Source organism: Natronorubrum bangense (assembly GCF_004799645.1).
Lineage (GTDB): Archaea > Halobacteriota > Halobacteria > Halobacteriales > Natrialbaceae > Natronorubrum > Natronorubrum bangense.
The window spans coordinates 1,288,976-1,311,207 of the sequence record NZ_CP031305.1 but is presented as its reverse complement, the minus strand read 5'-3'; the positions used below and the strand labels follow the sequence as shown (position 1 = coordinate 1,311,207).

The window sequence follows — 22,232 nt, the reverse complement described above, 5'->3', positions numbered from 1 at the left end:
CCGCGGTGAAAGTGAAACTGTGCTAGCCCATGGTGTCGGATTCGACCGGTGCTGTCGATTATGGTGGCGGCGCGAGCACTGTCGGCTCGGCGTCGCCACAGCCGTGTCGGTATATCTCGGTGTACGTTCGCTCTCGGTTCGATTGGTCGTCGACCGTTTCGTGTGTGATCTCCTCACTGACTAGATACATGTTGATGGCGACGAGTTCGTCGCCGTGTTCGTCGGCCCACTGTGCACAGAGATGGTCGGCCAGCAAGACCGGAACGTCGTTGTGGAACCCGCCGCGGCGAACGCTGTTCATGTAGAAGCGCTCTCGGTAGGTGTCGTACTGGTTCTGTAACTCGTCGTGGGGTCGCTCGTAGGTCAACGGCCGCTCGTTGTAGGCATCGACAAGTTCGCCGTCTTCGGTTTCGGCTGGGAAGACGTAGTAGCGATCCGTCGTCCGTGGATCGGGTCCGGCGAAGACGCCCCAGCCCATCGGTTGGTCGATCCCGATACTCGAGGCGACCAGCTCGACCTGTGTCACCCCAGTTCGCTCGTCCATCGTCTCCTCGATTGCGCTGTCGACCCGTTCTTCTATCGAGCGCTCACTGTCGCTATCGAGTGCGATCGGGGCCACACTGAACAGCAAGAGACCCATCACGAACAGGATGGTGACGACGATGATCCCGAGGCCGGCAGTGTGTGCGTATGCTCGCACGTTCCTCACACGCTCGCCGCCCAGCCGATAGTTCGGGAACCGCGCTGCATGCACGCTGAGGCTCGGTACTCGAGTGGCCAGCCGCCTGTCGAGCCCGACTCGTCTCGCCACTGTGTTCGCATCCGTCCAGAACTGCCCCTGTAAGAACAGCAAGACGCCAGCGAGTGCAACGTACGGAAACGCACCGATTCGAACCGTGAGCGCGAAGGCTAGATGGCCGCCGACGAACAGTCCGACCAGCAGCATCCGTGGTCGCCCACGCAAGACGAGGAGAAGCCACGAGCCGACGAGCATGTAGAACCAGAGGAGGCCACCGTACTCGAGCAGCGTCGGAAACCCGCGGACGATATCGCCGAGTAGGAACGTCATCTCGTCGAGACCAAACACCAGCGGGGCTGCGTCGCCGCTGGTCCAGACGGCGGACTGGGATTTGATCAGCCCGTTCGAGAAGTACATGAAGACCATCTGCCCCAGAATCAGTGCAGAGGCGACGTTTGCGACGTACGGCCGAGGGTTGTGGCCAGCATGGACGGCGTCGACGGACCAGCGCTCGCCAAGCGGGAGGAAGATCGCCCAGAACAGCAGGAGTCGAAACAGCGTGTCGGCGTAGCTCAACACGAACGGGTTGTGGTGATCCAGCGAGACGACGAACAGAAACGAGAGCACGGTCGCCACTCGTGTCTTGTAGCCGACGATCAACTGGAGCGCGATCAGCCCCTGGAGGATGAATAGGGCCGCGATGACCGTCGAACTCGTCGTTAGATGGTAGACTGAGAGTGCATACTCTGCAGTAAACTCCCGTGCAAGCGAGCGCGGAACGACGCCGTCGTCGGTATAAAAGTACGAGAAGTTCCGCGCACGGAGAAACAGATCAGCGACGATGAGCACGCCGACGAGGACCCGGAAGACAGCCAGCGTTCGGGTGTCGATTCGAACACGCCGTTCGAGAGCGCGTCGGAACCGATGGCTCGACTCGAGGAGGGCGGACTGTGCGGAGGGACGCATCTGCCATTGTGTCTGTGCAGAATTAGTATAGGTTTTGTCATCAGTGTCCCACCCCTACTACGGCTGTCTCCGCGGTGAGCCGACACAGGCCTCCCGCGTCGCTGGCAGCAGCACTATCCGTACCAAGGTCGTACAACTCGTATGGTCGCCGACACGACTCGAGCCAGCCGTCGCTTGCCCGACCGTGGCGACCTCGTTCAGGTCGCCGCGTTCATCGTGGCCATCAACGTGATCGGTGGGCTCCCCGGCATCCTTTCGTCGCCCGACAGTGCGTGGTTCCGGAGCCTCGAGAAGCCGTGGTTTTACCCACCCGAGATCGCGTTTCCGGTCGTCTGGACGGCGCTCTTTACACTGCTCGGCATCGCGCTGTGGCTGGTCTGGCGCAGCGACGCCCCCGGTCGCCGCCTCGCACTTGGACTGTTTGCGGTCCAGATGCTGTTCAACGTCGTGTGGACGCCCGCGTTCTTCACGCTCGAGGCACTGGGTGGTGCGTTCGGGATCATCGTCGTCCTCTGGCTGGGAATCGTCGCCACGATCGCCGCTTTCGCCCGCGTCGATCGCCGTGGGGCGGCGCTGCTCGTGCCGTATCTGGCGTGGGTGACGTTCGCTGCAGTACTCAATTACGAACTCTGGCGGCTGAACGGCTAAAATCTTACAAGAACTCGAGCGCGAGCCAGGCCAGTACCCCGGCATAAATGGGGATCGTCAGGTTGTCGTCGACGATGTAGTCCCCGATACGGAGCTTGATGCCGTCGGCGACGGTCGCGCCGAACGCTGCCGCGACGACGGCCAGCGGTGTCTCGTAGAGAAACGGCGCGGCGATGATCGCTGAGACGACGAACATCGTGACCAGCACTTTCGGGCCTTTGATGAACTTGAGGCTGTCGTCGGAGACGGCCCCACTGATCGGGTCGCCGAGTGCGAGCATCAACATCGCCGGCAGCGCGATTTCGGGCGGAAAGACGAGGACGGCAATCGTCATGCTGAGCATGTAGTAGCCGTAGCCGGCGAACTGGTCCTGTTCGTACTCTCGAGTGAGTTTGTCGTACAGCACCCACTCGAGGCCGACGCGAAGACGGAGGAACTCGAGGCCGATCACGCCCAGCGAGAGGACGACCATCAGGACGCCGAACCGCGCCCACGTCAGTCCGAAATCGAAGTAGTTCGCGAGGAGATAGAGTGCGACCAGTCCCGAGCCACTTGCATGGACCAATCGTCGTTTCAGTTCGTCGGCCATCACCGGAAGCCTCGAAAGAAGCTCCCTTGAGTCCGTCGGTTCGCCGATACACCCTCGGCTGTCCGTTGGCGAGTTGGGATCAGTTGATAGCGCCAGATTCAACGAACAGTTCCGGCCGACAGTGTCGGTGACTAACCGCCTCTCCTGTTCGGCACAGTCACTCCTCGAGCGGTTCGACGACGATGCTGCCGTGGCTCGAGGCGGTCACGTGACAGCCTTCGTAATCAAACGTCACCTCGATATCCGTCTCTCGACTCGAGATCAGGAGGTTGGTGAGTGCTTCGGGGTTGATCGTCTCGAACAGCGGCGGCATGGAAACCGGATCACAGTTCGTGACGGAGCCCACAGCCTCGACGATCGTGACAACGAGCGTTTTGGGGTCGCCGTCGAACCGGGCGTGAAACGTCCCTGTCGTGGGATCGAAGCCGACGGAATCTTCGCCAAATGGGTGCGTTGCGCTGGAATCAGAGTGGGCTGTGTCAGTCATTGGCCTGACTACACGAGACGTTGTACTAAGAGGGAACGCTGACCAGTCAGCGTGCATCCGCGCCGGACTTCTCGAAGAGGTGTCGGAAGACGGTTCGTTGGGCTTTGCGAAGGTGCTGGTTGAGGGTCTGGCGCGTGACGCCGAACCGGTCTGCCAGTTCGCCGCCGGTACTGGTCCGCGGTGTGTCGAAGTAGCCGCCGAAGTAGGCCGAATCGAGCACCGCAAGCTGTCGATCGGTGAGCGCGTCGGCGACGACATCGTACAGGAGGTGTGGCGAGTAGACGAGTTCCTCGGACACCAGTTCGACTTCGGGGTGGAACTCCCGAATCCCGTCTGCAGCTAGCCGTGGATCGACGTCACCTGGCAGCTCGCCGAGGAATCTGACCTCCTCCGGCGTGACGATGACGGCGCGGGCGCGGCCGCCAAGGGTTGGAAACACGTGGGACACCGTCGTCGACTCGGCGTGGGCTTCGATGCGGCTGTAGCCGTCGATCGAACTGAGCAACCGCGCGTCAAGATAGTGGGGAACCTCTTCGACGGCGGTGACGAAGTCACTCGCGGAGAGATCATCCGTTCCCATGTACTGGACGGTCGTCCCGTCCGGCAGCGGGACGACGGAATCGACCTCGATTCGCGTTTCGTCGCCGTTGACGCGAAGGGTGGGCGGGACCGCAGATCGATCCGTACAGAACTCGAGCAGGCGCACGTGATTGCTGGTCAGCCGCTCTTCGCGCCGTTTCAATGCGGTCACGTCCTCGAACGAGACGACGACGTACTCGACCGCACCCCCGTCGTCCAGGATGGGTGACGAACTGCTCGAAAGCCATCGCTCGGAGCCGTCCGGTAGCTCGATCCAGTGCTCGAACCCGTACTCGGGCTCCCCGGTTTCAAAGACACGCATGACGGGGTTTTCGTCCACGGAGATAGGCGTTCCGTCGTCCCGGTAGAGATTCCAGTCGGCGATATTGCATGCGCCGCTGGTAAGCGCGTCACACGTGAGGCCAAGCGTCTGCGCTGCCCGCTTGTTCCCAAAGGAGATCGCTCCTGTCGTGTCGACGACGACGGTACTGATCGGACTCACGTCGAACATGCGCCGCGCGAGGTCTTCGGGCGGCGCGTGTTCGAGCGTAGCATTCCGTCGATCGGTCGCTCTGTCGTCACGCTCACCTGATTGGGGTTCCGTCATCGTTTCACTGTTCGTTGGAACTGTCGACGGTCCCCTCGAGCCGGTCGTTGTTCATACAGCTGATAGGCCGCCACCAAATAAATGTGTTACACAGGTTATAAATCGGAACGGTCGCGGCTGCTCAGGGGACACGCGGCCGACTTGGCTCGTCACGTCTTCGCCGTCTACCGACGATGCGACGCCGGAAAGATGTGTTCTGGGAGGTACGCGGACACGGTCCAGTTCGGGTCGTTGACGATCTGATTAGGTTTGAGGTCGACGGCAACCGAACACAGCATGTAAGCCTCGGTTCGGGTGAGGCCACGCTCGTCGTGGAGGTGATCGATCATGTGCCGGATGGCCATCCGGCTTGCATCCATGAGATCGTCTGCAATGCCCGTCGTTCCGTACATCCGCTCGTCCCGGCCAGTCGAAGTGAACGGCCCCGTGGTTTCGAACTGCGGCCCGTCGATCGAGCGGCCCGATCGCACGTCGAACCGGCACGTGATAGAGAGTGGTGCTTCGATGCCGGTCCCACAGACCTCGCCGTCGCCCTGTGCAGCGTGGCCGTCGCCGATACTGAACAGCCCGCCGTCGACTGCGACGGGGAGAGACAGTGTCGATCCCGCCGTGAGCTGTTTGATATCCATGTTCCCCCCGACCGATCGAGGCGGGAACGTGCTGTGTGCACCGCCTTCGGCGGGCGCAACGCCGACCACGCCGGGGAACGGATCGATCGGGATCTCGATTCCGTCGACGAAGTGAGCGATGCCGTCCTCGAGGTCCCAGACGTGTAGTGCCGGCTCCGGGAACTCCTCGGCCAGAAGGCCGAGCTCCATCTCTCCCGGGAGCACCAGTGTACACCCCCAGCCGTCGTGATCGATCTCGAGGAGATCAACCTGGAGAACATCACCTGGACGAGCGCCCTCGACCGCGATGGGGCCGGTTAGCGGGTGGATGGGATCGATATCGAGCGTGGCGAGGTCCGCAACCGTCGCGTCGGGACCGAGTTGCCCGTTTGTGGCGTCTCGACACTCGAAGCGAACGACGTCGCCTGGTTCGACTGTACACACCGGCTCGAGTTCGTTATCCCACGCGCTGTGAACAGCGTCGTCGGCGCGTACCCGGTGATCTACCGCGTTGTTCTCGCTAGCCATTTGAACGCACGCTACGCGGCCAGTAAATAAAACAATCGCCCCGAAACGGCACCGGTGTCGGTCGTGCTGGCGTTACAGATCCTCGAACTCGCGGTCGCCGTCGCGGATCGCCGCCAGCGTCTCCGCGAGTTCGTCGACAGGAAGGCGCGTCTGGTCGGTCGAGTCCCGTTCGCGGACCGTGACGGTCGTCTCGTCGGCCTCGACGGTTTCGTAGTCGACCGTCACACAGAACGGCGTGCCGACCTCGTCCTGCCGACGGTAGCGTCGGCCGATGTTACCCGAATCGTCGTAGGTAACTGAGAGGCCGGCCTCGCGAAGGTCGTCGACGATGTCGTCGGCCTGGGCCTCGAGTTCTGCGTCGTTCTGGAGCGGGAAGACGCCGACGAACGTCGGGGCAACTTCGGGCTCGAGCTCGAGATAGGTTCGCTCTTCGCCGTCGACCTCGTCTTCCTGATAGGCGTGGTGGAGGACGGTGTAGACGAGTCGGTCGACACCGAAGGAGGGTTCGACGACGTGGGGGATGATGTGCTCACCGGATTCGGTCTGTGCTTCGACCGCGAAGCCGGTTTTCTCGACGGGAATCTCGTGGGTCTCGCCCTCGAGTTCGAATGCGACCGTCTCGCCCTCGAACGCCGCTCGATCGCGGCCCGCAAGGGACTCGAGTTCTTCCACGACTGCCCCTGCGTCGCCGCCGAACTCGGGACCGAGATAGCTCATATCGGGGTCGACGGTGGCTCGCTCGACCGTTTTGGGCTCGTCGTACTGCTTGAACACGGTAAAGCGGTCGCCGGAGTGCTCGCTGTGTTTCGAGAGGTCGTAGTCGCCACGGTAGGCGAAGCCGGCCATCTCGATCCAGTTGCCGTCGATCTCGCTCTCGGCGTCCCAGCAGTCACTCGCGTAGTGGGCGCGTTCGCCCGAGAGATGCTGGCGGAAACGGAACCGATCCATGTCGACGCCGACGGCGTCGTACCACGGTTTGGCGACGCCGAGGAAGTAGGCGACCCACGGGCTGGCGATCACGTCGTTGTCGACGGCCTCGCCGATCGTCGTCTCGATCTCGTCGCCGTCCTCGTCGTTCTGCTCGGTTGCCGGGTAGAGCGTCACCTCGACGTCTTCGACCGCCGACAGATCGGGTTCGTCCTCTTCGGGATCGATGAAGTACTCGAGTTCGGCCTGGGTAAACTCACGGGTGCGGATGATCGATCGCCGTGGGCTGATCTCGTTACGGTAGGCCCGGCCGATCTGGGTGACACCGAAGGGAAGCTGGTTGCGGGCGTACTCTTTGAGCCGTGGGAACTCGACGAAGATGCCCTGTGCCGTCTCGGGCCGTAAGTAGCCCGGCTGGGAGTCACCGGGGCCGATGTTGGTCGCGAACATGAGGTTGAAGTCCTCGACGGCGACGTCAGCGAGGCCAGCACCGCACTCGGGACAGGCGAGTTCGTACTCGGCGATGACCTCCTCGACCTCGGGAATAGGGAGACTCTCTGCGTCCTCGTACATCGTGTTGTCCTCGACGAGGTGGTCCGCGCGGCTGCTCGTCCCACACTCGGGACACTCGATCAGCATGTCGTCGAACCCCTCGAGGTGGCCCGAGGCTTCGAAGACGGGTTCGGGCATGATCGTCGGCGCGTCGATCTCCATGTTGCCTTCGGCGAGTGCAAAGCGGTCGCGCCAGGCGTCTTCGACGTTGCCCTTTAACGCTGCACCCTGTGGCCCGAACGTATAGAAGCCGCCGACGCTGCCGTAGGAGCCCGACGACTGGAAGAAGTAGCCGCGGCGTTTGGCCAGTTCGACGAGCTTCTCGCTCGTGTGGTCGGCTGTCGATTCGTCTGCATCCGCCTGTTGGTGTTCACTCATACAAAGCCTCCAGCAGATCGATGTCTCGGACGATGCCGACGAGCTGTTCGCCGGTGAGCATCGGGATCTGTTCGATGTCGTTGCTGATCATGCGCTGTGCGGCCTCCTGAACGGACGTCTGAGCCGAAACCGTCACCACGTCGTCGGTCATGAAATCGCTGACAGGACCAGTCGGAAGCTCGATGTCCCGCGTCGGGAGATAGCGGCTGCCGACGGCTTTGATGCCCTCCCAGGACCACTCCGAGTCCTGATCCGGGAAGTTGTCGCCCGTCGACTCCTCGCCTTCGACGATGCGGGCAACGTCGATGATGTCGACTTCGGTGAGGACGCCGCTCATCCGTCCGTCGTCGGACAGCGCGATGGTGTAAGGCACGTTCGCGTAGTAGAGTTCGCGCTCGGCGACCGGCAGCGGTGCGCCTTCGTAGGTCGTGTTCACGTTCTCGCTCGCGTAGTCCTCGAGGACTCCATCAGTCTCCTGGTCGCCCGCCGCGATCGCGTGAATCACGTCCGTCACCGTCACGATCCCCTCGAACTCGCCGTCGACGACTGGCACGCGCCGCGCCCCTTCTTCGACCATCGTCCGCGCGACGTCCTCGAGCGACGTCTCGGCCGTCGTCGTCGGCACGTCGTCCATGAGCATGACGAGCTGGTCCTCGTCAGGCTGTTCGATCAGCGCGTCTCGAGAGACGAGTCCTCGGTACTCCAGGCCGTCGTCGGTCGATTTAATGACCGGAACGGAGGAGAACGACTGCTCTTGGAGATACTCGAGGACGTCCGAGCGAGTGCCCGGCAGTTCGACGGTAACCACGTCCTCGCGCGGCGTCATCGCGTCGGCTACGTTCATGTCCTCAGGGTACGGCCAAAATAAGTATAAACCCAATGTTTCGTGCGCCCACGACGGCCGTCCGCCAATCAGTTGTTTCAACGGACAGTTGTCCGGAGCCGATGATCGGGATCGTACCAACTGAAACGACGCACTGATCGCACAGCTGCCGTGCGATGTATTGTGCAGTGACGTCCAGTCTACTCTAGCGTCTAGGTTCCCTCCCGGTGACCTCACGGTGCGTGTCACTCATTTCAATTCGGACTATAATTCGACGAGTTTATATGTGGGTGGGTGTCACTAACATACATGGTGGCAGAACCCCACACCGTGACGTCCGACACCGTCGTCGGTTCGATCGACTCGAGTGACTCGAGTGCGGAATACGTCATCGCAGACATCTCGGCCGACGGGGCGTGGCTTTCGATGCAGGCGGATGACGCGCCGACGCTTCCAGCGTGGCGATAAGTGGGGTGTACTCAGAGAGTAGCGACTGATTTTTGCAGGGCCAGCCGATCAGCAGCGGCCAATTCCGAGCCGGGAGAATGTGAACGCCTCCGGCGGGACACGCGGCGCTTGCCGTGCTCGAGTTGTGCGTCCGGGCGGCGATTCGTGACTATCTTCGTGTCGTGACCGTCGGCTCGAGCGCGGGTGGGGCGATATCCCAGCGATCCGCAGTGACGCCGTCGACGCCGAGTTCGTGGAGGGTGCGGATGTCGTCGACCGTCCGCGCGGCCTTCCAGGCGATGACGTTCAGATCGTGTTCGCGCGCGTTGTGGACGATATCCGTCTCGACACAGAGGTCGTAGTGGGGAAAGACGTGCGTGCAGTCGTACTCGAGGGCTCGCGAGAGGTTGGCCCCGGGCTCCTCGCCGAAGAGCAGCCCGTTTGGGACGTCGAGACAGGCCGCCTCGATTTCCGCGATCGCCTCGGGGAGAAACGACGAGACGCGGACGTCCGCGCCGGCCGCCATCGCCAACTGCAACGTATCCGCCGCGATCTCTCGCTCTTTCAGTTCGAGTTGGACGGTGACGTCGTCCGGAACGGCCTGCAACACCGCCTCGAGGCGCGGAATCGACTCATCCGACTCGAGGACGGTGAACTCACGAAGCTCGGACCACGGCGTCTCCGCGACTCGCCGGTCGTCGTCGGCGACGCGGGCTAAGGTTTCGTCGTGTACGACGACCAGTTCACCCGATCCACAGCGCCGCACGTCCACCTCGACGGCGGGCAGGCGGCGGGCGGCTTCGCGGATTGCGAGGAGTGTGTTCTCCGGAACCTGCGCTGCACAGCCACGATGGCCGATAATCTCCATCTACCGAGACCGCGGGAGTCAGACCCCATCAACATTTTCTTTTTCACGTGCTATATCGGTCAACCGTACAGAATCTACTGTTCTTTGTACTGTTCTGTGCACCGACAATCGGTAGCGAGTCCCCGTCGGGAGAGCCCTCACGCAATTCGTCAATCAAGCACACTGGATCCGCTCGGACGCAAGCCACGCTCGAGCCCGCTCGAGGTCTGCTGGACGGTTGACCTCGACGTGACGGGTGTCCGGGATCAACAGCGGCTGTGTCGGCGTCTGTGGGTAAACATAGGGGTACCACTCCCCGAGTCGGTCGCGGAGGATATCCATCGCCGCCGACCGGTGCTCGCGGCTCACGATGCCGAAGCCGGCGTGCTGGTGACCCTCGATGAGTCCGTACGCCGTCACACGTCCCGACTCGTCCCAGCGGATCGCGGTCGCTTCGTGCTGGAGACCGGGAATACAGCCGACGAGGTTGAGCCGGCCTCTGAGCGCGTCGAACTGCTCGGCCAACCGCTCGAGTTCGCGTTCGTCGACGAGGATGTCGCCGTTTATGACCAGGACGTCGTCGTCGATCCGTCTGAGTGCGAGGAGCAACGATGCGGCGTTTTCGTACCGCTCCCAGTCCTTGAGGACGATCGGATCGTCAGGATCGTACCGCTCGAGAACCGTGTCGTGACGATAGCCGAGGACGATACTCGTGCCGTCGACGTGTGGATCGAGTAAGCTGCGCTGGCGGTCGTACAGCGTCCGCCCGTCGAACTCGAGGAAGGCTTTCGGGACGTCGTTGGTGTGATGTCCCATCCGTTTACCCTCGCCTGCGGCCAAGATCACGCCGCGCATCGCATCACCTCCTCGGCGGCGCGTTCGCCCGCTCGGCCGTCCATCGGGATGCCGAGGTCTGCGAGCCACGCCTCGCGTCGGCGTGCGACGGCCTCGGGTTCGCCGTCGTGATAGAGGTCGTCGACGAGTTCGATCTCGAGTGTGTCCGTCGTCGCACCAATCTGTGGCACCTCACGATCCAGCGCGTCGATGTCGGTCAACTGGATCAGCGGCCGGCCCGTGTGGAGCCACTCGGTGATCGATCCCGAGTAGTCCGAGATGAGTACGTCCGAGCGGTGCATGCTTTCGGCGGGCGTCGCGGCCGTATCGAAGACGACGTTCGGGAGCTCCGCAATCCGGTCGCGACAGGCTTGCGTGACGGCCAGTCCCGGCCCCTCGCGTCTGTCGGTTGGATGGGGTCGAAAGCACAGTTCGTACTCGGTGTCGGCGAAACACTCGAGCACCGAGCGGGCCGTGTTCGCGTACGCGCCCTGACCGACCATGTAGTTGGTCGGCGCGTAGAGTACTCGCCGTTCGCGAGGCGGTGGCGAATCGACCAACACGTCGGCTTCCGGGATGCCGACGACGCTGACGCGCGCGTCCGGCGGGGCAGCCTCCCGGTATGCCCGTGCCCACCGCTCGCCGGGTGCGAGTGCGGCGCTGACGTGCGCTAAGATGGTCGTCGCCGTCACTGATCTCTCGCCGCGACCGATCGACGCGCCGTGGCGCACGTGGACGAGCGGGTACTCCTCGTAGAACGTGAAGCGCTCGAGGCCGAACCGGTGGTTGTAGACGACGACGTCGGGGTCGATCGTCCGGACATTCTCGTCAACCGAACCGGGATCGTCCACCTCGATTTCGTCGATGCGGTCGCTACAGCCGCGGGCGTCTGCTCGAACCGGGATGTACGCCGACTCGTCATCGACGTGGCGGTCGATCGCCTCGAACGTCTTTCGCATGAACGGTCGCTCGATCGCGTACAGTATCGTTGCCATCGTGTGAGTCCTCGCTTGCGCCTTGGATCCTCAAGTGACAGTCGTCCCGTCCTCGAGACATCGCTGACAGGCTGGCAGGTCGAAACCATCGGCGCCAGACAGGCGACCACCGCGACAGTTGCCGATCGACGTAATCGGGTGATCGCACTCGACACCGGCCCGCCGTTCGGCCACGGAGCGCTGCTCTCCCGACGTGCCGACGAACACCGTGGCGGATCGGATGGTCGGCCGCTGAAACCAGCCCCGTGTCGTCTTCGATTAAACGATGGTCCGGTCTATCCCGACGAGCACTATAATAGTTGTAGCTTGCAGGGGTTGGATGTCGTGATTGTCTACTGAAAACGCATTTCTCTGGTTAAATCACACATCAGTACGTCAGTTCCCGGGAGCTCGGTCGGTGTCGAACGCGGCCGTGTTTGCCACGCCTCGAGTGCGACGATGTCGTCAGTACGACATCCGGACCCACTGCACTGTACAGTCCGACGGGTCTTCGATACCGGTACTCGAGGACTGCGTGACTCCCGCGTCGCCACTGGTGCGTAAAAATCGCCAGCCGAGGGCTGGCATTGGAGCCCCCCTCTCCGTTTGGAAATGAAACAACGGGTAGGGGTAGTAGAGACCGGTGACGTTGGGATGATCTCTTGTCGACGGGGCGATGTGATGATGTCTCAGAGCCGGACACCGTCGGCAACGACAGTGGTCCGTCCCCGCCAGATAGACTACGTACCCAACACTGGTTAACTATAGAGCCGATAACCAGTTTCGCTCGAGTCAACTGACACCCACGCCGCCGTTTTTGTGGCATCTACTGCCGTTTTCCCCTCGCTTGGCCGTCCGATTCGCTCACAAAAGCGTCGTTACGACGGTGTACGTGGCTGAAAAGAGTAGAAACCAGAAAATCGATCTGACGAGGATTTTGCTGTAGCTGTCTTTGATCGGTGCGTTCTCGTGAAACCGTTGTTCAGCGCGCAACAGCGCTCGAATCAGCCCGCCGCTCGGTTTTGAATCACTCATCTGTCGTCCGCCTATTAGTCGCTATGGGGTCGTAACCACTGCGAAGTTCCGCGCTGCTTAGCGGAGACGCGCCGGCTCACGGCGCGACGCGAAAGCTATGTCAATCGCAATCGCGTGGCATGTCTGTCGCGGGTAACCTTCTTACAGTGGGCCGACACACACTCTCGTATGAGTACGATCTTCACTCAGATTGTCGAGGGAGAGATCCCCGCACGGGTCGTGTACGAAGACGAGACGACGATTGCGTTCCTCGATGCTAACCCACTGGCACCGGGACACACGCTGGTCATCCCGAAAGAGGAGTACGAGCGAGTGAACGACGTCCCTGACGATGTCGCCACCGACCTCTATGCGACCATCCACCAGCTGATCCCCGCTGTCGAGGAGAGCGTCGACGCCGACGCCTCGACCGTCGCGTTCAACAACGGCGAGGCGGCCGGACAGGAAGTGCCACACGTCCACTGCCACATCGTCCCCCGCTTCGAAGGTGACGGCGCTGGCCCCATTCACAGCATTTTCAGCGACGCCGGCTCGTTCAACGTCGACGACCTGGATCAGATCACCGAGGACCTCTCGGACGACGAACTCGACGAGATCGCGGCAGATATCGAGTCTCGAGCCTAACTGGTGGGACTCGAGTCGGTCGGTCGACGCCTCGTCGTGACGTTTTTCTTGCTCGCGCGTGAGCCTCGCGTATGATCGCCGACTTCGTCGCCCGGTTGCGAGCGGTTCCCATCGCTGCGGTGCTCGAACTCGGGAGCCTCCTCGTCTGTGTGCTGTTGTTCGTCGGGACGCTCGGGTTGCTCTCGAGTGGCCCGCCGACCGGCCGGGGCGACCCGTGGCTCGCGCTTATCGGGCTTGGAGCCGCGTTCGTTGTCTTCTGGACGGTGCTGGTGCCGCTGTACGAACGGTCGCTGTGATTGTCAGATGAGCGTCCCGATGAGCAGGTCGCCGTACACCAGCGCGATCGCCAGCCCGACGAACACGGGCACGAGAAACGGCGCACCCGGCGAGATCCAGACGGTGTCTTTCTCTGCGAGGACCTCGAGACCCTCCCGAAGCTCTTCGGGCGTGGTGCCGTAGGCTGTCCCTTCGATATCTGCGAGGAACGCCTCGGCTCCCCACGGATCGTCGGTGGCGGCCGTCAGATCAGAGTTGTCAGCCTCGAGTGTCGCCCCACCATCGCTACGAACGGTGGCGGTGACGGCCCCGTCGGTTGGCGGATTCGGCTCGGCTGGCAGGGTTGCGGGATCACGATACCGATCAGGGTGGGTGCGAACGTCGGCCAGCGAGAGGCCCCGCCAGCGCAGATACATCCGCAGGGCGTCGAGGTCGAGCCCGCCTCGAGAACGGCCCTCGAGTGTCTCGAGGAGTCGGCCGTGCGTTTCGGGCACATCGTCCCACGAGATTGGCCAGCCGATGACCATTACGGGCGTGATGCGGCCAGCAGCGGCGTTACGAATCGTGAGGACGATCGGAATGGCCATTCCGACGACGACGGCGTTCGTCAGCACCGTAAACGAGAACGTCCCGATGGGGGTGGTCGTCATCGGCAGGGTCCACGAGCCGACCGTATACTGTGGGAAGGTCGGAAACAGGAGCGCGAGTACGAGCAACGCCTTCGCGTCGGCGCCGCCGAACCCCCCGAACCACCAGAACAGGTACGCGATGGGGACGACGAAGCCGAGACTCACCGCCGTCGGGATGAGAAACTCGTGACTCCAAGCGAAGCCACCCGCGTCCCAGGCGAGTCGCCCCTCCCAGACGAGAGCGATGAGCCCCAGCAGTGCCAGTGGAATCCAGACGCCACTCGAGACCCGTCTGGTCTTGATATCTCGAACCGCAACCCAGGCGAAGACGGGGACGGCGACGAGTCGCAGCAGATCCGGTCCCGTCGCCGACGCGCCTACGAATGTCACAGGCGTCTCTCTCGAGCGCGGCGGCGTTATTGTTTCGACCTCGACGGCAGCCTGTCTCGAGCGCGTCGCCACCGTTCACGGAACTCGAGGAGTGCCGTGGCTACCTGACGGCTGCAATAAAAAATGTGATCTGGATTGCGTCGTTTAAATGACGCGGTTCTGCAGGTAGTCGAGGTGCTTTGCGTTGTAAACGATCTGCACTTCATCGGTCTCTGCGGAACCGATGCAGGTCAGACGGACGTTTTTGTCCTCGACTTCCTCGTCCGAGAGGATCTGCTGCATGTCCATCTCGATCTCGCCTTCGTAGACGATCGCGGCACAGTTCGCACAGGCACCTGCACGGCAGGAGAACGGCCAGTCGTAGCCCTGGGCCTCGGCGGCCTCCAGGATGTACTCGCCTTCGGCGACTTCGAGGCTGTCGTAGTCCTCGGTGTCGAGGCCAGCGTCAGCAGCCTTCTCGAAGAGGTCGTCGTCGTCCATTTCCCAGCCCTGGTCGTCCAGTACTTCGTAGTTAAGGTATTCTACCGTGGGCATCACTCCCCGGTTCGAGTCCCGTACTGGTATAGCTTGCTGTTCGGTCCTAAATTGACTTTCAGGTGAAATTGGTATATCTAAACCATTGAACGTCGTCGTTTGCCGAACAAGAGCGCGAAAAAAGGTAGGAAAAATGGAAATACCAGCACAAATGTGCACGGCAACCGCCTTGATCGATGTTTCGACAGCGGTGGCAACCATCGTCCGTGGCGGGGTCGATGAGCAGTGCGAGCGACCTCGAGTGTGACTCGGCGCTTGCGGTCGATTCAGAAGCCGAATATCGGGACGAACCGGAAGGTGAGAAAGGCACCGACCGTCGAGAGGATCGGAACAACGTTTTGCATCAGAACGACTCGAGCCGTCGTCGAGGGATCGAAGAGGTCGGAGGCCTGCGGGATGTCTTGTGGTTCTTCCTCACCGATTCTGGGTGAGCGTTCGCCCTCCTCTTCGGCGGTCAAGGCGCCGACGGAGACTCTGGTTTCTTCGCCGGCTTTGGCTTCCGACAGCGTCGTCGTCCGGGTTGCTCGTCCCCAGCCCAGCCCGATGATGCTCATCGTCGCGATGACGACGAAACTCGCGGGAATACCGATCCACGAGAGCCCGATAACGATCCCAGAACTGATGACGGCGACGACGATCGCCGCGGTCAGCGGGAGGTTCGTGATGTCGTTCCCGAGTGTATCGAGTGTCCGACGGGCGATCGTGAAACAGCCGATCGTAACGGCCACAGAGCCGATCAGGATCAGGGGAATCATGTCGATATCACCGGTGCCGTAGATCGGAGCGATGGCGTTGGCGATGTTGCTTGTCCCCGACGAAAAGGCCATCAGACAGCCGATCCCGATGACGACGAGCGCACCCGAAATCTCGCGCCGATCGGCGTTCTCGCCAAACTGGAGTCGCGGAACGAGGCCCGAGCGGTCGATCGTGACCATCTCGCGTCCCTCTCGGTTGCCCTCGATGGCGACCCACGCGTTGATTCGCGGGTAAAAGTAACGGCCGACGATGCCGGCCACCCAGAAGCCGATGATCGGGGCCACGATCCACCAGATGACGATCTCGCCCAAGATTGCGAGATTGAGCTCACCGGTCGCGAGGCCGAGTGCGGCGATCGCCCCCACCGCCGTCATCGAGGTCGAGGCGGGGACTCCGGCGTAGTTGCCCACGAACAGCGCGCCGCCGATGAAAAAGAGGACGGCGACGTTCGAACGCATCGTGAAGATGTCGGTGTCGGTGACGAGTTCACGGCCGAGCGTGTCGACGACCTGCGGACCGATGGTGATCGCACCGAGGAAGAAAAAGATCGACATCAGTGCTGCGGCCATCAGTTTCGTGATCACGTTGGCACCAACGGCCGGCCCGAACGCGGGTCCAGTTGTTGCGCCGCCGATATTGTAGCCAACGAACACCGCAACGAGAAGCCCCACAATAAGCAGTACTTCTGTCACACCACTACGCACATCCTCAATCCGTAAAAACGCGCCTATTTGTGGCGACGACTGCCGACCGAGTTCGGTTCGGTCGTCGCTCGAGTTCCTCGCCGTCTCTTCGGGATCGTCACGGAGACGTGTCCGCCGGACGGGCGTCCACGAGAGGGCTCGATCCTAAATGACTTCAACAGTCACACCCTGGATTACAGTATCATGTACTCCGACTGGAAACTCGTCTCGAGAAACTGTCAGGGGCGAACTGGAACGACACGCCAGTGCGCCGGAACTGACCCTGTCGATGAACACGTACAAACCGTCCAATCTGCGCGTTTCGGTGGCGGTCATCCGTGCTGAACCCGGTCCGGGTCGACGCAGCCGTCGACATCGCGTATGGGGCGTTGATCGCCCTCTCGATCGTGCTCATTATGATGGTCGGAACGAACGTCGGGATCGCGTTCGGGATCGGTGTGTTCGCCTCGTACGTCATCCACGTCGTCTGGAAGATGGCGCGCTTCGATCCCGACTGGATGACCAAGGCCGTCCAGGAATCGGTCGAGGAAAGCATGGACGAAACAGTCGAGAAGACGGTCGGCGAAACCGTTGAAAAGAGCGTTGGAGAGACGGTCGAGAAGAAAGTCGGCGAAACGGTCGAAAAGAGCGTTGGGGAGACAGTCGAAGAGAAGGTCGGCGAAACGGTCGAAAAGAGCGTGGGCGAAACGGTCGAAGAGAAGGTCGGCGAAACCGTCGAGGAGAGCGTCAGCGAGACGGTCGAGAAGACAGTCGGCGAGACAGTCGAGGAAAGCGTTGGGGAGACGGTCGAGAAGACGGTCGGCGAGACAGTCGAGGAAAGCGTTGGGGAGACGGTCGAAGAGAAGGTCGGCGAAACCGTCGAGGAGACGGTCAGCGAGACAGTCGAAAAGAAGGTCGGCGAAACCGTCGAAGAGGCCGTCGAGCGAACCGTTGGCAAACACCTCGACGAAATGCAAGCCGAAGTCGAAGCCGTCGACGAGCGGATCGATCGCCGTCCTCGAGAGGACGAAGTCGAGGAGTTAATTGACCGATCTGCTGACAACGAGCAAGCGGAACGAACCGACGACGAGAAGACCGAGCGCACCGACGACAGCTGAGACAGTCTGCTGTACCGGTGGCCCGCAGAGCGGGGCGCGGGTACACTGGCACTGACTGACCCCAGTCCGCGTGAGTGATTATAGTCCCGGTAGCATCAGTCCAATGTGGTGTCACCGTCCCGATACCGTTCGACAATCCACTGTTCTTTCACGGCATCGGTCATCGAACGACCACGACCGGAGTCGGCGACTGATGGACGACCTTCTTGGCGACGTTGCCGACGTAGAGGTTATCTGCGACGGTTCCGCCATGGCTCCCGACCACAACCGTATCGTAGTCGTCAGCTCGGTTGACGATCGCTCGGACGGGATGTCCGAGTTCGATGATGGTCTCGAGGTCCGCGTCGCCCTCAGCGTCGGCGACGAGTTCACGTGCACGCTCGAACGTCGACGCTGCAAGGTCCTGTGCGGCCTCCTCGAAGTCCTCGGCAAGTGCGAGGCCCGACGCCTCTCCCCACAGCGGAGACGGCTCGCCGACGACGCGCAGGACGGTTATCTCGGCTGTTGGATAGGCCTCGAGGGCGTACTCGAGGGCGTGTTCGCTCATTTCGGAGCCGTCCATCGGAACGAGAACGCGTGAAATCATACGGTAGTTACGACATCGGCGTGAATAAACGCGGTGGACTCTCAGACGAACGGGACTGCAATGAAGAACCCGTAGGCGAGCAACGTCGACATCGACGGGCCGATGATCCACATCGAGACGTACTTCATGATCGCTCGCGGGTTAAAGAGGTTATCGGCACTCAGAGCCTCATCGGACTCTTCCTCGCCGATCTGTGTGATTGGCGCGTCCGGTTCTGCCTTCAGTGCCCCCATCGTCATCTCCGTGTCGACGTCCCCACGAACGGCCTCTCGAGCCGTCACGGGACGGGTCGCTCGTCCCCAGCCCAGGCCGACGATCGTCATCACCGATGCCATCACGAGACTGATCGGAATGCCGGCCCACGAGAGTGCGGTCGTGATCGTCGAGGCGGTGATCATGACGATCAGTGCTGCCAGCAGCGGGATATCGCTGAGTTCGCTGCCAACGGACTCCATCGTCCGTCGAGCGATGGTAAAGCCGCCGAGCCCGATCGCGACCGTCGCGACGATGATGGCGGTGTTGATCTCGAGTGCGCCGCTGCTGACCAGCGGGGCGACCGCGTTCGGGACGTTGCTCGCACCGGCGCTAAACGCCATGTAACAGCCGATGACAAGGACGGTTACCGTCCCGCCGAGTTCCTGGTACGTGGTGTTCGGTCCGAGCGCCGGTTTCGGAACTGAGCCGCTGCGATCCAGCCCGAGCAACGGGCCCTCCGAGGCACTGATCTCGAACCGGCGGTTGAGTTCGGGATAAATATACCGTCCGACGGTCGCACCGATCCAGAGCGCGAGGATCGGGGTGACGATCCACCACGAGACGATCCACCCGATTGTCTCGAAGTTGAGCGTGTCCGTCGCCAGTCCCAGTCCCGCGATCGCCCCAACAGTCGTCATCGACGTCGGGACGGGGACGCCGAAGACGTTCGCGATGAGAATTCCCATCCCGATGAAAAAGAGGACGGCGACGCCAGCCGCAAGCGAGATTTCGATCGCGATGATGTCGCCGCTGAGGGTATCCATCACATTCCGGCCAACGGTCCAGCCGCCGAGAAAGACGAAGAACGTCATCAGTGCGGCGGCCGTGGCTTTTCCAAGGAGACCGGCCCCCACGGCTGGTCCCCACGCGATCCCGGTCGATGACCCGCCGATATTGAAGCCAACGAAAATCGACGCAATAACTCCGACGAGTAGAACGGTTTCGACCATTATTGAAAGATATGGGTGTAATTGTAAAATAAGTACTGGAATGCTTTGATACGTTCCTTAGATTATATGTGTATTATGGAATGTGAGCAGACAGATGTTGCTGTTTTTGTTCGGCTGCTTCTGTTTACTATCGCCCATCTTACACACCCCAAAAGAACGCGATCCCAAGCACGGTCACGACTGAGAGCAGCAACTGCAGCGGCGCGCCGACACGGAAGTAGTCGCTAAAGCGGTAGCCGCCGGGGCCGTAGACGAATAGATTCGTCTGGTAGCCGATCGGGCCCAGAAACGAGGTGCTCGCGGCGAACATGACCGCGAAGACGAACGCGAGCGGGTTTGCACCGATCCCCACCGCTGCGGCCGCTGCAACCGGAATCAGCAAGACGACGCTCGCATTGTTGCTGATCATCTCCGTGATCAGCCCTGTTATGATGTAGAACACCCACAACACGACGAGCGTCGGGAGGAACCCGGCTGTCGAAACGACCAGAAACGCGAGGTAGGCTGCCGCACCGGACTGTTCCAGTGCAATCCCGAGCGGGATCACACCCGCTAACAGGAAAATGATGTCCCACTCGACGGCATCGTACAACTCGTTCGGCTCGAGGACGCCACTGACGACCATCGCAACGACACCGGCAAGCGCCGAGAGCAAGATCGGATAGATATCCAACGCGGCGACCGCGACGACGCCGATCATGATGGCGACGGCGATTGGCGCTTTATCGGCCCGGTACTCGGGCAGAGATGGCTCGCGGGCGACGATCACGTCGTCGCGCCGCGAGAGTCGATCGAGCGTATCCGGCGGGGCCTGAACGAGGAGGGTGTCGCCGACGTCGAGTCGCCTGTCGATGATGCGGTCGCTGACAAGCGACCCGTGGTGGCGCAGGCCGAGGACGGCAGCGTTGAACTCCTCGCGAAACGCTTCGGGATCGAGTCGCTCGCCGACCAGTCGAGAGTCGAGCGAGACGACCAGTTCCGTGATGATCCCCGCCTCATCGTCGGTCGATAGCTCTGCGTCGGACTGGGGGTTGCCGACCAGTTCGACGCCCGTGGTGCCCTCGAGCATCGTAATCGCATCCCTGTTCGTCCGGATGACGAGAACGTCGCCCTCGCGTAGTCGTGTCTCTTGGCGTGGGGCGACCGATTGATCCCGATCGTGGACGACCTGTACGACGTCGATTTCGGGGCCGAGGCGTTCGGTTACAGCTCCGACCCTCGAGTCGACGTGCGGTGACCCTGGAACGACGGCGACTTCGACGATGTAGTCACCGACGTCGTACTCCTCGACGTAGTCCGCCCGTGCCGGGACCCGCTCGGGCAGGAGGTAGTGGCTGACGAAGATCAGATACAGTGCACCGACGATGACGACGATCACGCCCAGTTGCGTGAACTCGAACATCGAAAACCGGTGGAGCTCGGGGTAGTCAGCGCCGAGTCGAGCGCTGATATCGCTTGCGAGGATGTTCGTCGAGGTCCCGATGAGTGTGAGCATGCCACCGACCTGTGAGGCATAGGACAGCGGGATCAACAGCTTCGACGGCGACGTGTTCCCGCGGTTGGCGACGTCAGTGACGACCGGCACCAACAACGCGACGACAGGCGTGTTGTTCAGAAAGCCGGAGACGGGACTCGTCGCGACGACGGTGGCGAACAGCTGTTTGTGAATGCTGTCGCCCGCATACGACGCCATCCGTCGGCCGAGTTCCTGCACGAGCCCCGTGCGAGCGATACCGCCGCTCAAGATCAACATCGCGAGCACCGTGATCGTCGCGTCGTTGGCGAACCCGGAGATTCCAGTGCTCGGATCGATTCCCGTCCAGGGCTCTAAGACGACCAGTATGACAATCAACAGGATCGCAGTGACGTCGATCGGGAGCCGCTCGGTGACGAACATCACGAGCGCAAATGCAACGACGCCGAAGACGACGAGCATCTCGGTTGTCAGCGCTGGCTGTGTCACCGGCTGCTGGGCGAGCGCCAGACTTCCTCCCATTCACTCTCATCCGAGTCCACAGTACCGAAACATGTAACAATTCTGCACGGAATTCGAACAGTGTTGGGCCGATGGTTGTTGCGTGAAACCGTCGCCTTTACTCGAGTCCGACGCGCGCACATGAGTATGAGCACCAACACACACGACGGGTTCGAGGTAATCCCCGCAGTCGACGTCCAGGATGGCGAAGTCGTCCAACTTGTCCAGGGCGAACGCGGCACCGAGAAGACCTACGGCGACCCGGTCGAAGCCGCACAGCGATGGATCGACGCTGGTGCGTCGTCGCTCCATCTCGTCGACCTCGACGGGGCGTTCGAGGGCGAACGGCAGAATGCGGACGCCATCGACGCCGTCCTCGAGACCGTCGACGTCCCCACCCAACTCGGCGGCGGCATTCGGACCGCCAAAGGCGCAATTGACCTCCTCGAGCGTGGCCTCGACCGCGTTATCCTCGGGACAGCGGCCGTCGAGAACCCCGACATCGTCGCCGAAATCAGCGAAACCCACCCCGAAAGCGTCGTCGTCAGCCTCGACGCGAAAGACGGCGAGGTCGTCGTCGAGGGCTGGACCGAAGGCGCGGGCATCACGCCAATCGAGGCCGCCGAGCGCTACGAGGATCTGGGTGCGGCCGCGATCCTCTTTACGAACGTCGACGTCGAGGGGCAACTCGAGGGCGTCGCAACGGAACCGGTTCGGGAGTTAGTCGAGGCGACCGACATCCCGGTCATCGCGAGTGGTGGTGTCGCGACCCTCGAGGACGTGCGTGCGCTCGCGGAGACCGGCGCGGCGGCGGTGGTCGTCGGCAGTGCGCTGTACGAGGGCAACTTCACGCTCGAGGACGCGCAGGCTGCCGTCGACGAGTAGTCG

Annotated in this window: 23 protein-coding genes; 6 read left to right on the top strand and 17 right to left on the bottom strand. The window is 62.0% G+C overall.

What is annotated here, in order from left to right; genetic code table 11:
- Positions 1–58: 58 nt before the first annotated feature.
- Positions 59–1,705 (bottom strand): HTTM domain-containing protein, encoded by a 1,647-nt coding sequence (locus tag DV706_RS06540; protein ID WP_006065424.1) that lies wholly within the window; start codon positions 1,703–1,705, stop codon positions 59–61.
- Positions 1,706–1,846: 141 nt separating this feature from the next.
- On the opposite strand from DV706_RS06540, the gene DV706_RS06535 reads away from it, so the two are divergent.
- Complete coding sequence (locus DV706_RS06535) at positions 1,847–2,353, top strand: TspO/MBR family protein (protein ID WP_006065425.1); 507 nt, start codon at positions 1,847–1,849, stop codon at positions 2,351–2,353.
- Positions 2,354–2,357: 4 nt separating this feature from the next.
- Here DV706_RS06535 and DV706_RS06530 read toward each other — a convergent pair whose 3' ends face one another.
- From DV706_RS06530 to DV706_RS06505, 6 genes are all read right to left on the bottom strand, one after another.
- Positions 2,358–2,942, bottom strand: coding sequence for a diacylglycerol/polyprenol kinase family protein (locus DV706_RS06530; protein ID WP_006065426.1), 585 nt, complete (start codon positions 2,940–2,942; stop codon positions 2,358–2,360).
- Positions 2,943–3,099: 157 nt separating this feature from the next.
- Positions 3,100–3,429 (bottom strand): HalOD1 output domain-containing protein, encoded by a 330-nt coding sequence (locus DV706_RS06525; protein ID WP_006065427.1) that lies wholly within the window; start codon positions 3,427–3,429, stop codon positions 3,100–3,102.
- A 46-nt stretch (positions 3,430–3,475) separates the two neighbouring features.
- Positions 3,476–4,615 (bottom strand): bacterio-opsin activator domain-containing protein, encoded by a 1,140-nt coding sequence (locus DV706_RS06520; RefSeq protein WP_006065428.1) that lies wholly within the window; start codon positions 4,613–4,615, stop codon positions 3,476–3,478.
- Positions 4,616–4,779: 164 nt separating this feature from the next.
- Complete coding sequence (locus DV706_RS06515) at positions 4,780–5,751, bottom strand: acetamidase/formamidase family protein (RefSeq protein WP_006065429.1); 972 nt, start codon at positions 5,749–5,751, stop codon at positions 4,780–4,782.
- A 72-nt stretch (positions 5,752–5,823) separates the two neighbouring features.
- Positions 5,824–7,608: a glycine--tRNA ligase gene (glyS, locus tag DV706_RS06510; protein ID WP_136350825.1), complete on the bottom strand. Its 1,785-nt coding sequence runs from the start codon at positions 7,606–7,608 to the stop codon at positions 5,824–5,826.
- Positions 7,601–8,452 (bottom strand): CBS domain-containing protein, encoded by an 852-nt coding sequence (locus tag DV706_RS06505; RefSeq protein WP_006065431.1) that lies wholly within the window; start codon positions 8,450–8,452, stop codon positions 7,601–7,603. The genes glyS and DV706_RS06505 overlap by 8 nt, the downstream gene beginning before the upstream one ends.
- A 288-nt stretch (positions 8,453–8,740) precedes the next feature.
- Here DV706_RS06505 and DV706_RS21690 point away from each other — a divergent pair, with 288 nt between their 5' ends.
- Positions 8,741–8,899, top strand: coding sequence for a DUF7556 family protein (locus DV706_RS21690; RefSeq protein WP_006065432.1), 159 nt, complete (start codon positions 8,741–8,743; stop codon positions 8,897–8,899).
- Between the two features lie 148 nt (positions 8,900–9,047).
- On the opposite strand, the gene DV706_RS06500 is transcribed toward DV706_RS21690, so the two are convergent.
- The 4 genes from DV706_RS06500 to DV706_RS21685 all read right to left on the bottom strand — a co-directional run bounded on the left by DV706_RS06500 (position 9,048) and on the right by DV706_RS21685 (position 12,568).
- A complete protein-coding gene (locus tag DV706_RS06500) occupies positions 9,048–9,746 on the bottom strand; it encodes a glycerophosphodiester phosphodiesterase (protein WP_136350824.1) in 699 nt (232 codons plus the stop codon).
- Positions 9,747–9,899: 153 nt separating this feature from the next.
- On the bottom strand, positions 9,900–10,580 hold the full coding sequence (locus DV706_RS06495; RefSeq protein ID WP_006065435.1) for an NTP transferase domain-containing protein: 681 nt from the start codon (positions 10,578–10,580) through the stop codon (positions 9,900–9,902).
- Positions 10,568–11,554 carry a CDP-glycerol glycerophosphotransferase family protein gene (locus DV706_RS06490; RefSeq protein WP_006065436.1) on the bottom strand — a complete coding sequence of 329 codons (987 nt, stop codon included), beginning with the start codon at positions 11,552–11,554 and terminating at the stop codon, positions 10,568–10,570. Before DV706_RS06490 ends, DV706_RS06495 begins: the two co-directional genes overlap by 13 nt.
- Before the next feature lie 843 nt (positions 11,555–12,397).
- Positions 12,398–12,568, bottom strand: coding sequence for a hypothetical protein (locus DV706_RS21685; protein WP_006065437.1), 171 nt, complete (start codon positions 12,566–12,568; stop codon positions 12,398–12,400).
- Positions 12,569–12,736: 168 nt separating this feature from the next.
- Between DV706_RS21685 and DV706_RS06485 the strand changes: the two genes are divergently transcribed.
- Complete coding sequence (locus DV706_RS06485; protein ID WP_006065438.1) at positions 12,737–13,192, top strand: HIT family protein; 456 nt, start codon at positions 12,737–12,739, stop codon at positions 13,190–13,192.
- 71 nt (positions 13,193–13,263) lie between these two features.
- Entirely contained in the window at positions 13,264–13,488 is a 225-nt protein-coding gene (locus DV706_RS06480; protein WP_006065439.1) for a hypothetical protein, read from the top strand.
- Between the two features lie 3 nt (positions 13,489–13,491).
- Here the strand turns inward: DV706_RS06480 and DV706_RS06475 are convergent, their stop codons facing one another.
- The 3 genes from DV706_RS06475 to DV706_RS06465 form a co-directional block, all read right to left on the bottom strand.
- Positions 13,492–14,487, bottom strand: coding sequence for an A24 family peptidase C-terminal domain-containing protein (locus tag DV706_RS06475; protein ID WP_049889707.1), 996 nt, complete (start codon positions 14,485–14,487; stop codon positions 13,492–13,494).
- Between the two features lie 144 nt (positions 14,488–14,631).
- A complete protein-coding gene (gene fer / locus DV706_RS06470) occupies positions 14,632–15,021 on the bottom strand; it encodes a ferredoxin Fer (protein ID WP_006065441.1) in 390 nt (129 codons plus the stop codon).
- 266 nt (positions 15,022–15,287) lie between these two features.
- A complete protein-coding gene (locus DV706_RS06465; protein WP_049889704.1) occupies positions 15,288–16,469 on the bottom strand; it encodes an inorganic phosphate transporter in 1,182 nt (393 codons plus the stop codon).
- Between the two features lie 329 nt (positions 16,470–16,798).
- Here DV706_RS06465 and DV706_RS06460 point away from each other — a divergent pair, with 329 nt between their 5' ends.
- Positions 16,799–17,578 (top strand): hypothetical protein, encoded by a 780-nt coding sequence (locus DV706_RS06460; RefSeq protein WP_049889706.1) that lies wholly within the window; start codon positions 16,799–16,801, stop codon positions 17,576–17,578.
- A 160-nt stretch (positions 17,579–17,738) separates the two neighbouring features.
- On the opposite strand, the gene DV706_RS06455 is transcribed toward DV706_RS06460, so the two are convergent.
- The 3 genes from DV706_RS06455 to DV706_RS06445 all read right to left on the bottom strand — a co-directional run bounded on the left by DV706_RS06455 (position 17,739) and on the right by DV706_RS06445 (position 21,365).
- Entirely contained in the window at positions 17,739–18,164 is a 426-nt protein-coding gene (locus DV706_RS06455; protein ID WP_006065444.1) for a universal stress protein, read from the bottom strand.
- A 41-nt stretch (positions 18,165–18,205) separates the two neighbouring features.
- On the bottom strand, positions 18,206–19,369 hold the full coding sequence (locus tag DV706_RS06450) for an inorganic phosphate transporter (RefSeq protein WP_136350823.1): 1,164 nt from the start codon (positions 19,367–19,369) through the stop codon (positions 18,206–18,208).
- A gap of 139 nt (positions 19,370–19,508) precedes the next feature.
- Positions 19,509–21,365, bottom strand: a complete 1,857-nt coding sequence (locus DV706_RS06445; RefSeq protein ID WP_006065447.1) for an SLC13 family permease — start codon at positions 21,363–21,365, stop codon at positions 19,509–19,511.
- Between the two features lie 126 nt (positions 21,366–21,491).
- Between DV706_RS06445 and hisA the strand changes: the two genes are divergently transcribed.
- A complete protein-coding gene (hisA, locus tag DV706_RS06440; RefSeq protein ID WP_006065448.1) occupies positions 21,492–22,229 on the top strand; it encodes a 1-(5-phosphoribosyl)-5-[(5-phosphoribosylamino)methylideneamino]imidazole-4-carboxamide isomerase in 738 nt (245 codons plus the stop codon).
- Positions 22,230–22,232 lie beyond the last annotated feature (3 nt).

What these genes read in the sequence shown, in the direction of transcription:
- DV706_RS06540 (WP_006065424.1), bottom strand. Translation starts at nt 1,705, where the DNA reads ATGCGTCCCTCCGCACAGTCCGCCCTCCTCGAGTCGAGCCATCGGTTC.
- DV706_RS06535 (WP_006065425.1), top strand. Translation starts at nt 1,847, where the DNA reads ATGGTCGCCGACACGACTCGAGCCAGCCGTCGCTTGCCCGACCGTGGC.
- DV706_RS06530 (WP_006065426.1), bottom strand. Translation starts at nt 2,942, where the DNA reads ATGGCCGACGAACTGAAACGACGATTGGTCCATGCAAGTGGCTCGGGA.
- DV706_RS06525 (WP_006065427.1), bottom strand. Translation starts at nt 3,429, where the DNA reads ATGACTGACACAGCCCACTCTGATTCCAGCGCAACGCACCCATTTGGC.
- DV706_RS06520 (WP_006065428.1), bottom strand. Translation starts at nt 4,615, where the DNA reads ATGACGGAACCCCAATCAGGTGAGCGTGACGACAGAGCGACCGATCGA.
- DV706_RS06515 (WP_006065429.1), bottom strand. Translation starts at nt 5,751, where the DNA reads ATGGCTAGCGAGAACAACGCGGTAGATCACCGGGTACGCGCCGACGAC.
- glyS (WP_136350825.1), bottom strand. Translation starts at nt 7,608, where the DNA reads ATGAGTGAACACCAACAGGCGGATGCAGACGAATCGACAGCCGACCAC.
- DV706_RS06505 (WP_006065431.1), bottom strand. Translation starts at nt 8,452, where the DNA reads ATGAACGTAGCCGACGCGATGACGCCGCGCGAGGACGTGGTTACCGTC.
- DV706_RS21690 (WP_006065432.1), top strand. Translation starts at nt 8,741, where the DNA reads ATGGTGGCAGAACCCCACACCGTGACGTCCGACACCGTCGTCGGTTCG.
- DV706_RS06500 (WP_136350824.1), bottom strand. Translation starts at nt 9,746, where the DNA reads ATGGAGATTATCGGCCATCGTGGCTGTGCAGCGCAGGTTCCGGAGAAC.
- DV706_RS06495 (WP_006065435.1), bottom strand. Translation starts at nt 10,580, where the DNA reads ATGCGCGGCGTGATCTTGGCCGCAGGCGAGGGTAAACGGATGGGACAT.
- DV706_RS06490 (WP_006065436.1), bottom strand. Translation starts at nt 11,554, where the DNA reads ATGGCAACGATACTGTACGCGATCGAGCGACCGTTCATGCGAAAGACG.
- DV706_RS21685 (WP_006065437.1), bottom strand. Translation starts at nt 12,568, where the DNA reads ATGAGTGATTCAAAACCGAGCGGCGGGCTGATTCGAGCGCTGTTGCGC.
- DV706_RS06485 (WP_006065438.1), top strand. Translation starts at nt 12,737, where the DNA reads ATGAGTACGATCTTCACTCAGATTGTCGAGGGAGAGATCCCCGCACGG.
- DV706_RS06480 (WP_006065439.1), top strand. Translation starts at nt 13,264, where the DNA reads ATGATCGCCGACTTCGTCGCCCGGTTGCGAGCGGTTCCCATCGCTGCG.
- fer (WP_006065441.1), bottom strand. Translation starts at nt 15,021, where the DNA reads ATGCCCACGGTAGAATACCTTAACTACGAAGTACTGGACGACCAGGGC.
- DV706_RS06455 (WP_006065444.1), bottom strand. Translation starts at nt 18,164, where the DNA reads ATGATTTCACGCGTTCTCGTTCCGATGGACGGCTCCGAAATGAGCGAA.
- DV706_RS06450 (WP_136350823.1), bottom strand. Translation starts at nt 19,369, where the DNA reads ATGGTCGAAACCGTTCTACTCGTCGGAGTTATTGCGTCGATTTTCGTT.
- DV706_RS06445 (WP_006065447.1), bottom strand. Translation starts at nt 21,365, where the DNA reads ATGGGAGGAAGTCTGGCGCTCGCCCAGCAGCCGGTGACACAGCCAGCG.
- hisA (WP_006065448.1), top strand. Translation starts at nt 21,492, where the DNA reads ATGAGCACCAACACACACGACGGGTTCGAGGTAATCCCCGCAGTCGAC.